This window comes from Dokdonella sp., assembly GCF_017744955.1.
In the GTDB taxonomy this organism is placed as follows: domain Bacteria; phylum Pseudomonadota; class Gammaproteobacteria; order Xanthomonadales; family Rhodanobacteraceae; genus Dokdonella_A.
In genome coordinates this window covers 399,114-414,382 of the sequence record NZ_JAGIAG010000001.1, presented here as the reverse complement: position 1 = coordinate 414,382, position 15,269 = coordinate 399,114, and the positions used below count along the sequence as shown (strand labels likewise).

Below are 15,269 nucleotides of genomic sequence, written 5' to 3'. Positions count from 1 at the left end.
TTCCGTCTTGATTCGGGGTGCATTCGTGAACTTGTTCAGTCCTCCGCGCTCGCCGTGGTCGCGAGCCATTGCCTGGCGTACGCCCGTGCGCGTGCTCGCCTTGTCCGTGTTGGCGCTGGCTTCCACGCCGGCGTTCGCGCAGGTCTCGCTGACCGCGCTCGACGTCGCCTACACGCAGAATTTCAACACGCTGCCCGCCAGCGGCAACGCGACCTGGACCAACAATTCCACCCTGCCGGGCTGGTTCCACGCGCGCACCGGCAGCGGCACGACGATCGTCGCCGACACCGGTGCCAGCAACAGCGGCAACCTGTACAGCTACGGCACGGCCGGCGATTCCGACCGCGCGCTCGGTTCGGTCGGTTCGAGCAACGCCGCCGCCGGAAACTTCTTCTGGGGCGTGCGCCTGCAGAACCACACCGGCGGCACGATCACCTCGCTGGACGTCGCCTACACCGGCGAGCAGTGGCGCAACAGCGCCGCCGCCGCGCAGACCGTGGCCTTCTCGTACCTGATCGGCACGCCGACCGTCACCGGCTCGCTGGCCGATTTCCAGGCCGCCGGCACCGCGATCGCGGCGCTGGACTTCACCAGTCCGGTCACCGGCGGCACGGCCGGCGCGTTGAACGGCAACCTCGCCGCGAACCGCCTCGCGCGCGTGGCGACGATCAGCGACCTCGACATTCCCGACGGTGCCGAGATCCTGCTGCGCTGGTCCGACCCGGACCAGTCCGGCGCCGACCACGGCCTGTCGATCGACGACTTCTCGGTCACGCCGCACGGCAGCGCCGCGCAGCCGTCGATCTCGATCGACGACGTCTCGCACCTCGAAGGCAACAGCGGCACCACTGCATTCGCCTTCACCGTCACCCTCTCCGAACCGGCGCCGGCCGGCGGCGTCACCTTCGACATCGCCACCGCCGACGCGACCGCGACGGCGCCGTCCGACTACGCCGCGCGCTCGCTGACCGCGCAGACGATTCCCGCCGGCGCCACCAGCTACACCTTCGAGGTCCAGGTCAACGGCGACACCACGCCGGAGCCGGACGAGCAGTTCTCGGTCAACCTGTTCAATGTCGTCGGCGCGACGGTGTCGGTCGGCACCGGCATCGGCACGATCCAGAACGACGACGGCGGGCTGATGCTCAGCATCGACGACGTCAGCCACGACGAACTGAACAGCGGCAGCTCCACCTACACCTTCACCGTCAGCCTGTCCGCGCCGGCGCCGACCGGCGGCGTCACGTTCGACATCGCCACCGCCGACGACAGCGCGACCGCGCCGTCGGACTACATCGCCAAATCGCTGACCGGCCAGACGATCGCGGCCGGCACCTCGACCTACACCTTCGACGTCACCGTCAACGGCGACACCACGCCGGAGCCGGACGAGCGCTTCTTCGTGCGCGTGACCAACGTCGTCGGCGCGCTCGTCGCCGACGGCGAGGGCGTCGGCACCATCGTCAACGACGACGTGCCGGACGGCGAACGCATCCACGACGTGCAGGGCAACGGCGCGACCTCGCCGATGGTCGGCGCGAACGTGTCGGTCGAAGGCGTCGTCACCGCCAGCTACCAGGGCACCGGCGGTCTGTCCGGCTTCTTCCTGCAGGAAGAGGACGCCGACGCGGACGCCGATCCGGCCACTTCCGAAGGCATCTTCGTGTTCTGCGGCGCCTGTCCGGTCGCGGTCGCCGAAGGCCAGCGCGTGCGCGCGTCGGGCACCGTGTCGGAATACTTCGGCATGACCCAGATCACCGCCTCGACGCCGACCGCGGTGCTCGTCACCGAGGCCGGCAATCACCTTTCCGAAGTCACGCCGACGCCGATCACGCTGCCGATCAGCGGCAACCTCGATGCGTTCTACGAAGCGCGCGAAGGCATGCTGGTCACCTACACCGACACCTTGCTCGTGTCGGAATTCTTCCAGCTCGCCCGCTTCGGCCAGATCATCCTGTATCCGGGCTCGCAGCCGTACCAGTTCACCGAGACCAACGCGCCGAGCACCGCCGGCTACACCGCGCATCTGGACACGCTGGCGCGCAAGCGCGTGATCCTCGACGACACCAACAACGTCGACAACTGGCCGCTGACGCTGCCCGAAGGCAGCCAGTACGTCTACCACCCGCACGCGAACGGCGGCTTCTCGGCCGGCACGCAGGGCGCCGACTTCTTCCGCAGCGGCGACAAGGTGCAAAGTCTGACCGGCGTGCTGCACTGGTCCTTCGCCGGCGCCAGCGGCACCGACGCGTGGCGCATCCGGCCGACGCTCGCGCGTCCGGCCACGTTCACCGCGGCCAATCCGCGCCCGACGACGGCGCCGACGGTCGGCGGCGCGATCAAGGTGGCCAGCGCCAACGTGCTGAACTACTTCACCACGATCGACACCACCGCCAGCACCTCGTCCGGCAGCTGCGGCCCGTCCGGCACGATGGACTGCCGCGGCGCCGACAGCGCCGCCGAGCTGGTGCGCCAGCGCGAGCGGACTTCGATCGCGCTGTGCGGACTGAACGCCGACGTCATCGCGCTGATGGAAATCGAAAACGATCCGGCGCAGAACGCGATCAACGATCTCGTCACCGCGGTCAACGCGCGCTGCGCCAACGGCCACGCCTACACCCGCGTCGACACCGGCGGCTCGATCGGTACCGACGCGATCCGCGTCGCGATGATCTACCGCACCGGCGTGGTCGCCCCGTTCGGCTCGGCGCGCATCGACACCAATTCGATCCACGACCGTCCGCCGCTGGCGCAGACCTTCGACGTCGTCGATACGGCCAACCCGGCCGTCGGCCAGCGCTTCACGGCGATCGCGAACCACCTGAAGTCCAAGCGCTGCACCGACGCCAGCGGCGCCGACGTCGACACCGGCGACGGCCAGTCCTGCTACGCCGCGCGGCGCACGCAGCAGGTGAACCGCCTGGTGAGCTGGATCAATTCGACCGTGATCCCGGCGGCCGGCGGCGACGCCGACGTGCTGCTGCTCGGCGACTTCAACTCGAACGCGAAGGAAACGCCGATCACGACGCTCGCCTCCAGCGGGTACGACGACCTGGTCAGCAGCCACGGCGCTCCCGGCGAGTACTCCTACCTGTTCGACGGCCAGCTCGGCCACATCGACTACGCGCTGGCCAGCACCAGCCTCGCCAGCCAGGTCACCGGCGCGGCGACCTGGCACATCAACGCCGACGAAGTGCCGCTGTTCGACTACAACGACGACATCAAGGACGTCGGCGAGGCCACGTTCGACGAAGAGCCCGACGGCTCCGCGCTGACGCCGCCGCGCAGCCTGTGGATCCCGAATTCGCCGTATCGCGCCTCCGACCACAACCCGGTGCTGATCGGCCTGTTCCCGGCCGCCGGCGGCACCAGCGACGTCGCCATCACCGTCGTCGACGCGCCCGACCCCGCCACCGCCGGCGGCCAGCTCGTCTACACCGTCACCGTCGCCAACAGCGGCTCGGCCGCGGCGACCACGGCGGCGTGGACCAACCCGCTGCCGAGCGGCACGCGCTTCGTCTCGCTGAGCGCGGCGGCCGGCTGGTCGTGCACCACGCCGGCGGTCGGCGCCGCCGGCACGGTCGACTGCAGCATCGCCTCGTTCGCCAGCGGTAGCGCGCAGTTCACCTTGACCGTCTCGATCGCGCCGGATCTCGCCAATGGCACCACGCTGCAAAGCGTGTTCAACACCAGTGCGGCGAACGATCCCAATACCGCCAACAACTCGGCGCTCGCGACGACGACGATCAACACCCGCGCCGATCTTTCGCTGACGATGACCGACACGCCCGATCCGGTCGTCGCCGGCAGCAATCTCAGCTACGCGATCACGCTGACCAACGCCGGCCCGAGCGTCGCCGCGGCGGCGACCCTGAGCGACACCCTGCCGGCCGACACGACCTTCGTCTCGCTCGCCCCGGCGGCGGGCTGGTCGTGCACCACGCCGGCGGTCGGCGCGGCCGGCACCGTCTCGTGCAGCAACGCCACGTTCGCGCCCGGCAATGCCGCATTCACGCTGGTAGTCAAGGTCGATTCGCACGTCGCCGGCGGCGCGCAGCTGACGAACACCGCGACCGCGGGCTCGAGCACCAACGATCCGAGCACGGCCAACAACAGCGCGACCGCGACCACGCAGGTCCAGGCCGCGCCGCAGGGCCAGCTCACGGTCACGCCGAACGCGGTCGATTTCGGCAGCCAGACCGTCGGCAGCAGCAGCACGCTGCGCACGATCACGCTCGGCAACAGCGGCAACGCCGCGCTCGACGTGACCAGCCTCACCGAAGCGACCGCACCGTTCGCCCGCAACGGCGGCAGCTGCGGCATGAGCATGCCGATCACGCTGGCGCCGGGTGCGAGCTGCGACCTCGCCTACGTCTTCACGCCGAGCGCGACCGGTCCGGCCAGCCAGAGCTTCACCCTCGGCACGAACGCGGCGAGCAGCGGCGCGTTCACGCTGAGCGGCACCGGCGTCGCCGCCGAGGCCGACATCGAGGTCAGCATCACCGACGCGCGCGAGTACGCGCAGGTCGGCGACACGCTGAACACCGTGATCGAGGTCAAGCACGTCGGCGGCACCGCGACGGCGACGGTGAACGTGCACGACGCGCTGCCGGCCGAGCTCGGCGACGGCAGCTGGACCTGCGCGCCGACCGGCACGGCGACCTGCGCCGGCGGCAACGGCGACACGCTCAGCGACAGCGCCACGCTGCCGCCCGGCACGCGCGCGATCTACACCTACTCGGCGACCGTGCAAGGCGGCGCCGGCGAGGTCATCGTGCAGAGCGCCAGCGCGACCGTCGGCGGCGGCGTGGTCGATCCGAACCCGGCCAACAACAGCGCCACCGACACGCCGGCGACGATCATCGTGATCTTCCGCGACGGCTTCGACGACGCGGCCGCGACGCAGCCGCTCGCCGGCGACGGTGCGGGCTTCGTCAGCGCGCAGCTGCAGGTCGAGGCCGCCCTGCTCGACCGCCTCGGCGCGATGCCGGTCGAGGTCGCGCGCGGCGAGACGACCGACGGCACGTCCGCGTTCGCGATCGAACTGGCGCGCTTCGGCACGCAGCACGCGCTGCGCCTGACGCTGCGCGACGCGCAGGGCCGCCCGCAGCGCGGCGAATGGCGCACGGTCGACCTGGCCGCCGCGCCGCTCGATCTCGCCTGGCAGTCGGCCACGCCGGCCGCGGCCGACGGCTACGTCCGCCTCGCCGCCGGCAGCGCCTCGCTGCAGGCGACCGAGCGCAGCGACGCCAGCCGCCTGGTCCGCCTGCGCATCCGCGAAGTCGACGGCGCGCCGTGGCTGTCGCTGTTGCCGAACTGAGTTCGAAGAAGAAGCTGGACGCAAAGAGCCCGGGGAAACCCGGGCTCTTTGCTTTTTGGCGCCGCCTGCTTCGGAAAAGATCCCGTGGACGTCACGACGTCGTGCCCGTGGGAGCGGCATCCACTTTCATCGCATGTCGGGGAAGTTCCGGAAAGCGATCTCGCAGAGACGCAGAGGAGAGAAGCGCTTTACCTCTGCGTCTCTGCGCCTCTGCGAGAAATCTTCTTCGCATTCCCCCGGATTCCCCGCATCCCATCCATCGCAATGAGCTGGAGAGCGCCCCATGTCTCCGCCACTGAGATCGATTGCCGGATAATCGGCCCGATCGGCCGGCTCGAATCGGGAACCTCACCAGCGCGTGTTCCATCTCCACTACGGCAATGACCTGCGCGGACTCGCCCGTGTCCTCGGCGAGCGCATCGCCGTGGCCGACGTCGACGCGCTGCTGACGCCGGAAGTCGTGCTGGTGCCGCATCCGGGCATGCGGCGCTGGCTGGAGATCGAGCTGGCCGAGGCGCAAGGCATCGCCGCCAACGTCGATTTCCGCCTGCCCGGCGAGTTCGTCTGGCAGGTGCTGCGCGCCAACCACGCCGGCTTGCGCCAGCAATCGATCTACGATCGCGACGTCCTGCGCTGGCGGCTGTTTCCGCTGCTGGCCGAGCTCGCGCGCGAACCCGTCGGTGCGCCGCTCGCGCACTACCTGCGCGGCGACGCGGCCGAATTGAAGCGCCTGCAGCTCGCGCGCGAATTCGCCGCCGCGCTCGAACGCTATCAGGCCTACCGGCGCGGCATGCTCGAGGAATGGGAGCGCGGCGCCGAACGCGACGACTGGCAGGCCGAAGCCTGGCGTCGTCTGACGCGCACCGGCGAGGAGCCGCATCGCGCGCGCCTGATCGGCGACTTCCTGGCGCGCCACGCCGGCGGCGCCGAGCGACCCGACGGCCTGCCGCCGCGACTGGCCGTGTTCGGCTGCCTGAACATCTCGCCCGACACGTTGCGCGTGCTCGGCACGCTCGGCGAGTTCATCGAGGTCGATTTCCTGCTGCCCTCGCCGTGCGCCGAGTACTGGGGCGAGGAACGCAGCCTGCGCGAACGCCTGCGCGCCGGCGCCTCGCCGCTGGAGGCGCCGGAGCAGCCGCTGCTCGCATCGTGGGGCCGTGTCGGCCGCGAATTCTTCGAGCAGGTGTTCTCCTACGACGAAGTGCAGCCGGCCGACGAGCAGGCGGTGCTGCGCGAACCGTCGCGCGCGCACCTGCTCGGCCGCATCCAGGCCGACGTGCTCGCGCTGCGGCGCCCGGATGCGCACGAGCGCGCGGCAGCGCCCGATCCCGACGACGTCTCGCTGCGCGTGCACGTGTGCCACTCGCCGCTGCGCGAGGTCGAGGTGCTGCACGACCGGCTGCTCGCCCTGTTCGAGCGCGACCCGAGCCTCGCGCCGCGCGACGTCGCGGTGATGCTGCCGGACGTCGCCGCGTACGCACCGGCGGTCGAGGCCGTGTTCGGCGCGCTCGCCGACGGCGATCCGCGCCGCATCCCGTACACGATCGCCGACCGCAGCGCGGAAGACGAGCATCCGATCGTCGAGGCCTTCCTGCGCCTGCTCGGCCTGCCGGCCTCGCGCTGGAGCGCGAACGAATTCCTCGACCTGGTCGCGGTGCCGGCGGTGCAGCGCCGGCTCGGCTTCGACGGCGAAGCGCTCGCCGATCTGCGCCACTGGCTCGATCGCGCCGGTGTGCGCTGGGGCCTGGACGAATCGACGCGCGTCGCCTTCGGCGCCGGCCGCTATCGCGCCTTCAGCTGGGCCGAAGGCATCGAGCGCCTGCTGCTCGGCCTGGCCAGCGGCGACGAGCAGGGCATCGCCGGCGTCGCGCCGCTGCCGATCGTCGAAGGCAACGCGGCGGCGACGCTCGGCCAGGCGCTCGCCCTGCTGCGCGAACTCGAACATCTCGCCGCCGCGCAACGTCAGGCGCATCCGCCGGCGCAATGGCAGGCGGTGTACCTGCGCGCCCTGGCCGCGTTGTTTCCGAGCGACGGCGGCGACCGCGACGAGCGCCGCGCGCTGGCCGCGATCCGCGGCGCGCTGGCGGCGCTGGCGGAGCACGCCGCCGCCGGCGGCTGCGAGGAGGCACTCGGCTGGACCTGCGTGCGCGAGTTCCTGCGCGAGCGCCTGGCCGAGGCCGATCCGCAGCAGCGCTTCCTCGCCGGCGGCGTCAGCTTCTGCGGCATGGTGCCGTTGCGCGCGATTCCGTTCCGCGTGATCGCCGTGCTCGGCCTGGACGACGAAGCGTTCCCGCGCCGCGAACCCGCGCTCGGCATCAGCCGGCTCGAACGCGAACTGCGCCAGGCGCGCCGCCTCGGCGACCGTTCGGTGCGCGACGACGATCGCTATCTGTTCCTGCAGATCCTGACCTCGGCCGACGCGGTGCTGCATCTGTCCTACGTCGGCCGCGATCAGCGCAGCGGCAAGCCGCGCGAAGCCTCGGCCCTGGTCGGCGAACTGCTCGACGTCGTCGCGCGCGACTACTACCTCGACGCCGACGCGGCGCGCCGCGCATTGACCGTCGAGCATCCGCTGCAGCCGTTCGCGCGGCGCGTGTTCGATCGCAGCGCTCCGGAAATCTTCACCTATCGCGACGAATGGCGCGCGGCCGCCGCGGCCGGCCGCCGCGGCAGACCGCAGCCGTTCGCCGCGCTCCCGCTCGGCGACGCCGCCGCGGTCGAGCGTTTGCCGCTCGAGCGGCTGATCGAGTTCTGGCGCCATCCGCAGCGCGCGTTCCTGCGCGACGTGCTGCACCTGGACCTCTACGAACGCGACGAACTCCTCGGCGACGACGATCCGCTCGCGCTGGGCCCGCTCGAGGCTTCCGAGCTGCGCCGCGCGCTGGTCACCGACGCGCTCGAGCGCGGTCGCGCGGCGATGCGCGAGTTCGACGAAGACGCGCAGGTGCGCCTGCAACTGCCGATCGGCGCCGCCGGCGCCGCGGCGTATCGCGGCGAGGCGCTGGCCTCGGCGCGCGTCGCCGCCGAGGTCGAGCGCTGGCGGCGCGGCAAGCACGCGCTGCCGCCGGTGAGCTTCGAACTCGTCGTGGACGGCTGCGTGCTCGAATGCACCCTGCGCGATGCGTATCGCGAAGGACTGCTGCATTGGATCCCCGGCCGGATGCACGGCCGCCACTGGCTGCGGCCGTGGATCGAGACGCTGGCCCTGCTCGCCTGCGAGGACCGCGAGCGGCTCGGCTTCGACGCCGACGCGCACGGCACGCTGATCGCGCTCGGCAAGCGCGGTGCCGAAGTGCGCCCGCTGCGCGGTCTCGACGCCGCTGCCGCGCGCACGGAGCTGGCGGCGCTGCTCGACGGCTGGCGCGCCGGCCAGCGCGCGCCGCTCGCGTTCTACCCGAAAGCGGCCTGGACGTACCTTGAGAAACTCGCAAGCGCCGCTACGCTCGAAGCGGCGCTCGACGCCGCGCGCCGGCAGTTCGTCGACGGCTTCGAGAGCGCCGACGCGTGGACCGCGCTGGCCTTGCGCGATCGCGAACCGTTCGCCGACGCGGACCTGCTCGCCGCGTTCGAGCGCGAATCCGCGCGCGTCTTCGGCACCCTGGCCGGGCTCGTGCACGAGGCATCGCGATGAGCCTCGCCCTCGACCTGCCGCTGGCCGGCACGCAGCTGATCGAAGCCAGCGCCGGCACCGGCAAGACCTGGACCATCGCCGGCCTGTACCTGCGCGCGTTGATCGAGCGCCGGCTCGAACTGCGCGAGATCCTGGTCGTGACCTTCACGCGCGCGGCCACCGACGAACTGAAGGAACGCCTGCGGCGGCGACTGGCGCAGGCGGCCGATCTCGCCGAGGTAGCCCTGCGCGCGGGACCCGCCGCGGCGGCTGCCCATCTCCGCGACGTGCGCGAACAGGCGCTCGCCCGCGCCGACACCGAGACGGAGTTCGCGGCGCACGCGATCGTGCGTGGATTGGCCGAGGAAGGCATCGAGCGCCTCGCGCGGCGATTGCGTCTCGCCGCGGTCGGCATGGACGAGGCCGCGATCCATACGATCCACGGCTACTGCCAGCGCGTGCTGCGCGAGCAGGCGTTCGCCTCCGGCGAAGCGCTCGACGCGGGCGAACTGATCGGCTCCGATCGCGACCTGCTCGAACAGATCGCGGCGGACTTCTGGCGTCTGAACGCGAGCGAGCCCACACGCGCGGCGGATTTCGCGATCCTCGTCGAACGCGTCGGCAGTGCCGCGCAGCTTGCGCGTTCGCTCGCGCCGCTGCTCGATGCGGACCTGCTCGTGCATCCGCGTGCGCCGCTCGCCGTCGACGCCGACCAGCTGCCGGCCGCGGCACGCGCGGAGGAAGCCGCGCGCGCACGGCTGTTCGCGGCCTGGCGCGAATTCGGCGAAGGCACGCTCGACGGCGTCCGCGCGCATACGCAGGCGAAGCGCCTCGACGGCCGCTCGTATCGCAACGACTGGGTCGCCGCGCGCATCGAGACCTGCGCCGCACCGCTGCACGTTGGCGAGTTGCCGGAGGATCGCGGCGCACTCGCCTGGTTCGGTACGCGCAAGCTCGGCGCGGCGGCGAAGGCGGCGCTCGGGGATCTGCCGAACGCCTTCACCGATGCCGTCGACGCCTGGTCCGACGCCGCCGCGGCGCTCGCCGCCGCGCGCGCGTTGCGCTGGCCGGTCCTGCTCGCCGAGGCGCGCACGCACGCGCGCGAGCAGCTCGACCTGCGCAAGCGGCGCGCGGCGCGGCAGAGCTACGACGACCTGATCCAGCGCCTGCACGCGGCGATCGTCGATCCGCAGCAGGGCGGGCGGCTCGCCGCGGCATTGCACGACCGGCATCCGGTCGTGCTGGTCGACGAGTTCCAGGACACCGACGCGCGCCAGTTCGAGATCTTCCGCCGCCAGCACGCGGCGCGGCCGGGTGGTGCGCTGATCCTGGTCGGCGATCCGAAACAGGCGATCTACCGCTTCCGCGGCGGCGACATCGAAGCCTATCTGCGCGCGGCGGCCGACGCGGCCGAACGGCACGCGCTGATGCGCAACTACCGTTCTTCGCCCGCCATGCTGGATGCCGTCGCGGCGGCGTTCTCGCAAGGCGACGCGGAGAACGCCTTCGTCGACGCGCGCATCCGCTTCCAGCCGGTCGAGGCCGGCGGCCGCGCGCGCGACGACGACGTCCGCGTCGACGGCGCGCCGATCGTGCCGCTGACGGTCTGGCATCTGCCCGATCTCGACGCGCGGCCGAACAAGGAGGACGCGCGCGCGCTGCTCGCCGCCGGCTGCGCCGAGGCGATCGTGCAGCTGCTGCGCAAGGCGCGCGCGGGCGAGGCGACGGTGCTGCAGCACGGCGAGCGGGTACCGCTGACGCCGCGCCATCTCGCCGTGCTGGTGGCCGAGAACAAGGAAGCGCTGCTGATGCAGGACGCGCTCGCTGCGCGCGGCGTCGCCAGCGCGACGATCCGCCAGGACAGCGTGTTCGCCGGCGAGGAAGCGCGTGACGTCCTGGTGCTGCTGCGCGGACTGGAGAGCCACGACGAGGCCGGCCTGCGCGCGGCCTTGGCGACGCGCCTGCTCGGTCGCGACGCGCAGGCACTGGCGGCGCTGGCCGATCCGGCGCGGCCCGAACTCTGGCAACGCGAACTGCGGACCCTCGACACGCTGCGCCGGCTCTGGCACGAACGCGGCGTGCTCGCGCTGTTCGAGCGTGTGCTGGAAATGCGCGCGGCGGCGATCCTCGACGGCCGCGGCGGCGAGCGGCGCCTGACCAACTATCTGCAGCTCGCCGAGCTGCTGCAGACGGCGAGCGCGCATCGCTTCGGCCATGCCGACCTGATCGACTGGCTGCGCCGCCGCATCGAGGAGGCCGACGAGCGCAACGAGGAAGAACAGCTGCGCCTGGAATCGGATGCCGATCGCGTGCAGATCGCGACGATCCACGTCAGCAAGGGGCTCGAATACGACCTGGTGTTCCTGCCGTTCACCGCGCTGGCGCCGGCGCGGCCGAACCGCTATCCGCGCCTGCTCGAATGGCACGCCGACGGCGCGCGTCAGCGCTGGCTGCGCACGCAGGCCGATGTTGACGACGCCGACTTCGCCGCGGCCAAGGCGCAGGCCGAGCGCGAGGAACTGGCCGAGCGCGTGCGCGTGTTCTACGTCGCGCTGACGCGCGCGCGCTACGCCTGCTGGCTGTCGTGGGATGCGATCGGCAAGGGCGACGCGCCGGCCGCACTGGCCCAGCTCTGGCACGGCGGCGCGATGCCGAAGGACACGGGCGAAGCGCGCGCGGCCCTGGCGCGGCTGCAGGAAGGCGCGCCGGCCGTGGTGCGCATCGACGCCTTGCCGGCCGCGGAAACGGATCGCCTCGATGCGCCGGCGACGGCGCCGCTGCCGCCGGCGCGCCGCTTCGCCACGGACATCGACACCAGCTGGTGGATCGCGAGCTTCTCGCAACTGCGCGACGGCGAGCGCGTGGAACTCGACGATCGCGCCGGCAGCGACGACGAAGCGTCCGTCGGAAGCAAGCTCGCCGAGAGCGACGACGACGCGTCCACGCCCGACGCCGGCATCGCCGACTGGCCGCGCGGCGAGCGCTTCGGCACCGCGGTGCACGAGATCCTCGAACGCACCGATTTCGCCGCCTGGCGCGATCATGCCGACGCGCTCGCGCCGGCGAGCGAACGCGAGGCGATCCGCGCGCGCCTGCGCCGCCATGCGCTCGCCCCGCCCGAGCGCGAGCAGGAACTGCAACGTGTCGTCGCGCGCATGATCGGCGCCACCTTGAACGTGCGCCTGCCCGCCGGCGCGGTGCTCGCCGACCTGCCGGCGAACGCGCGGCGCGCCGAGCTGCCGTTCCATTTCGCGATCGGCGGCGCCCTGCCGGAACGCCTGATCGCGCTGCTGCGCGAGTACGGCTACCAGCAGCAGCGCGCCGGCTTCGCGCGCGTGCCGGGAAAGCTCGCCGGACTGATGACCGGCGTCGTCGACCTGGTCTACCGCCACGACGGACGCTGGTGGATCGTCGACTACAAGACCAACTGGCTCGGTCCGCGCCGCGCCGACTACCAGGGCGAGGCGCTCGCCGCTGCCGTGCGCGAGCACGACTACGACCTGCAATACCTGATCTACACGCTGGCGCTGCATCGCTGGCTGCGCGCGCGGCTCGGCGCCGGCTTCGACTACGAACGCGACTTCGGTGGCGCGGTGTACCTGTTCCTGCGCGGACTCGCGCGCGACGGCAGCGCCGGCGTGCACGTCGATCGTCCGCCGCGCGCCTTGATCGACGCGCTCGACGTGCTGCTGGCGCCGGCCGGGGAGCATGCGCGATGCTGAGTCGTCTGCACCAGGCCGGCGCGCTGCGCGCGATCGACGTCGAGTTCGCACGGCTGATCGCACGCCTGGACGGCCGCGACGACGCGGCGCTCGCGCTCGCCGCGGCCGCGGCGAGCCAGGCGCTCGCGCAGGGCCACAGCTGCCTGCCGCTGAACGCGTTGCACGACGTACTCGCCGCCGCCGCCACCGCGCCGTTGCGCGGCGCGCTGCCGGATCGCGCCGCCGTGCTCGCCGCGTTGCGCACGTCGCCCATGGTCGGCACGGGCGACGCGGCGCCGCCGCTGCTGCTCGACGAGCACGAGCGCCTGTGGCTGCGTCGCTACCGCGACTACGAGCGTCGCGTCGCCGCCGGCCTGCTGCGTCGCGCGCGCTCCGTGCGGCCGCTGGCGACGGCGGAACGCGTGCGCGCTTCGCTGGCCGGAACGTTCGCGCTCGACGGCGACACCGACTGGCAGGCGGTCGCGGTCGCGCTCGGCCTGCGTTCGCGTCTGGCCGTGATCGGCGGCGGTCCCGGCACCGGCAAGACCAGCAGCGTGCTGTGGCTGCTGGTCGCGCTGCTCGAACAGGCCGAAGCGGCCGGCGCGCCACTGCCGCGCATCCGACTCGCCGCGCCGACCGGCAAGGCCGCCGCGCGGCTCGGCGAGGCGATCCGCGCGCGCAAGGCGACGCTCGCCTGCAGCGAGACGGTGCGCGCGGCGATCCGCGAGGACGAGGCGGCGACGATCCATCGCCTGCTCAAGTTTCGTCCGCGCGCGGGCTTCCGCCACGACCGCGCCCATCCGCTCGCCGCCGACATCGTGGTCATCGACGAGGCCTCGATGATCGACCTGCCGCTGATGGCGCACCTGCTCGACGCGCTGCCGGACGAGGCGGGCCTGATCCTGCTCGGCGACATCGGCCAGCTCGCTTCGGTCGAGGCCGGCCACGTGCTCGCCTCGATCGCGCCGCCCGACGAGGAGGCGAACCGCTATTCCGCCGCGACCGCCGACTACCTGCGCGCGGCGACCGGCTTCGTGCTGCCGTCGGCGCGATCGCCGGCGCATCCGCTCGGCGACGCCTTCGTCGAATTGCAGCGCAGCCACCGCTACGCCGAAGGCGGCGGCATCGGCCGTCTCGCGCGCGCGATCCGCGCCGGCGACGCCGAGGCAGTAGTGGAGCGGCTGCGCGAAGGCGACGCGGAAGTCGCCTGGAAGCCGCTCGACCGCGCGCAGGTCTCGCGCGTGGCGCGCGAGCGCTGGACGCCGCGCTTCGGCGAACTCGCCGCCGCCGCCGATGCGCGCGCGGCCCTGGACGCCGCGACGCGGCTGCGCGTGCTGTGCGCGCTGCGCGAAGGTCCGTTCGGCTGCGTCGCGATCAATCGCGCGATCGAGGCGAACTTGGGCGAAGGCGCCGCGTGGTACCACGGGCGCCTGGTCATGATCACCGCCAACGACTATCGCCACGGCCTGTTCAACGGCGACATCGGCGTCGCCTGGCGCGCGCCGGACGGGCGCTTCGAGGTCTGGTTCGCCGGCGACGACGGCGCCTTGCGCGCTTTCGCGCCGTCGATCCTGCCCGCGCACGAGAGCGCGTTCGCGATGACCGTGCACAAGAGCCAGGGCTCGGAGTTCGACGAAGTGGCGATCGTGCTGCCGGATTCGCCGAGCGCGGTGCTCGGCCGCGAACTGCTCTACACCGCGGTCACGCGCGCTCGCCGCGCGCTCGCCGTGCACGGCGAGGAGGCGATCCTGCGCGCGTCGATCGCGCGCCGCGTCGAGCGCTACAGCGGCCTGGCGGATTTCCTGCGCGAAGGTGTCGACGGTGCGGCGGCCGGCGGCGGCGCGGGCGAGGCGGACTAGCCGTTCTCTCCGGCCTGCGCGTCCACGCGCCGCGCCCCGTCGCCGGGCGCGCGCGGCTCGCCGAACACGTACACGCCGCCATCGGCGTCGCAGACCCAGCTCGATGCGCCGAGGTCGACCGGCAGCGGCTCGCGGTCGCGCGGAGGCCAGGCGGGGAATTCCTGCGACGGCTTAACGCCAGGGCCGCCGCGCGCGTGATGGTCGCCCGCCCCCCGCGAAACCGCGCGCCGCCGCTTCTGCGCGCTCAGCGCATCGCGCAGCGCGGCGGCCATGCGCGCGTCGCGGTCGTGCCCGTCGTCCGCCGCCGCGCGATCGTCGAAACAGACGATGCGGATGTCGCGGCCGCTGCGGCTCAGCGCACGCACGGCGTCGATCAGGCGCAGCATGGCCGCGCTGGAGCGGCCGTCCTGCGCCTCGCGCGTCCAGAAAGCGCCGGCGAGCAGCGCGGCGCGCGCGTGCGGGCCGCCGTCCGAATGCAGGAAGGCGTCGATGCGCGCCTGCTCCGGGCGCGGAATCTCCAGCCCGAGCAGCCAGGGCCTGTCGCCGCCCTGGCGCAGCATGGACGTCAGCAGCGCGGGGATCTCCTGCGTGCCGTGGATTTCGCCGACCAGCAGCGGACGCAAGGCGTCGGCCCGCGCGAGCAGGTCGCGAGCCGCGCGTTCGATCGCCTGCCGCGGCTCCGCCTCCGCGGCCGGCGGCGCGGAAACCAGTGTCGCGAGCAGGAACGCGCGCGAGCCGAGGGTTCGGAACGGGTCGTGGCGGGTCGGCATGGAACGAGG

At 72.6% G+C, this 15,269-nt stretch carries 5 protein-coding genes; 4 read left to right on the top strand and 1 reads right to left on the bottom strand.

What is annotated here, in order from left to right; translation table 11 throughout:
* Positions 1-25: 25 nt before the first annotated feature.
* The 4 genes from J7520_RS01680 to recD all read left to right on the top strand — a co-directional run bounded on the left by J7520_RS01680 (position 26) and on the right by recD (position 14,490).
* A complete protein-coding gene (locus tag J7520_RS01680; RefSeq protein WP_291183116.1) occupies positions 26-5,320 on the top strand; it encodes an ExeM/NucH family extracellular endonuclease in 5,295 nt (1,764 codons plus the stop codon).
* A 358-nt stretch (positions 5,321-5,678) separates the two neighbouring features.
* The gene (gene recC, locus J7520_RS01675) at positions 5,679-8,951 is read left to right on the top strand and encodes an exodeoxyribonuclease V subunit gamma (protein WP_291183114.1); all 3,273 of its coding nucleotides are present in this window, start codon (positions 5,679-5,681) and stop codon (positions 8,949-8,951) included.
* On the top strand, positions 8,948-12,652 hold the full coding sequence (gene recB, locus J7520_RS01670; protein WP_291183113.1) for an exodeoxyribonuclease V subunit beta: 3,705 nt from the start codon (positions 8,948-8,950) through the stop codon (positions 12,650-12,652). Before recC ends, recB begins: the two co-directional genes overlap by 4 nt.
* Positions 12,646-14,490, top strand: coding sequence for an exodeoxyribonuclease V subunit alpha (gene recD / locus J7520_RS01665; RefSeq protein WP_291183111.1), 1,845 nt, complete (start codon positions 12,646-12,648; stop codon positions 14,488-14,490). Before recB ends, recD begins: the two co-directional genes overlap by 7 nt.
* Here recD and J7520_RS01660 read toward each other — a convergent pair.
* Positions 14,487-15,260: a hypothetical protein gene (locus J7520_RS01660; protein WP_291183109.1), complete on the bottom strand. Its 774-nt coding sequence runs from the start codon at positions 15,258-15,260 to the stop codon at positions 14,487-14,489. The genes recD and J7520_RS01660 overlap by 4 nt on opposite strands.
* Positions 15,261-15,269: the final 9 nt, after the last annotated feature.

Bases quoted from the DNA above. Each gene is read 5' to 3' on its own strand.
- J7520_RS01660 (WP_291183109.1), bottom strand. From the start codon at position 15,260: ATGCCGACCCGCCACGACCCGTTCCGAACCCTCGGCTCGCGCGCGTTC.
- recB (WP_291183113.1), top strand. From the start codon at position 8,948: ATGAGCCTCGCCCTCGACCTGCCGCTGGCCGGCACGCAGCTGATCGAA.
- recD (WP_291183111.1), top strand. From the start codon at position 12,646: ATGCTGAGTCGTCTGCACCAGGCCGGCGCGCTGCGCGCGATCGACGTC.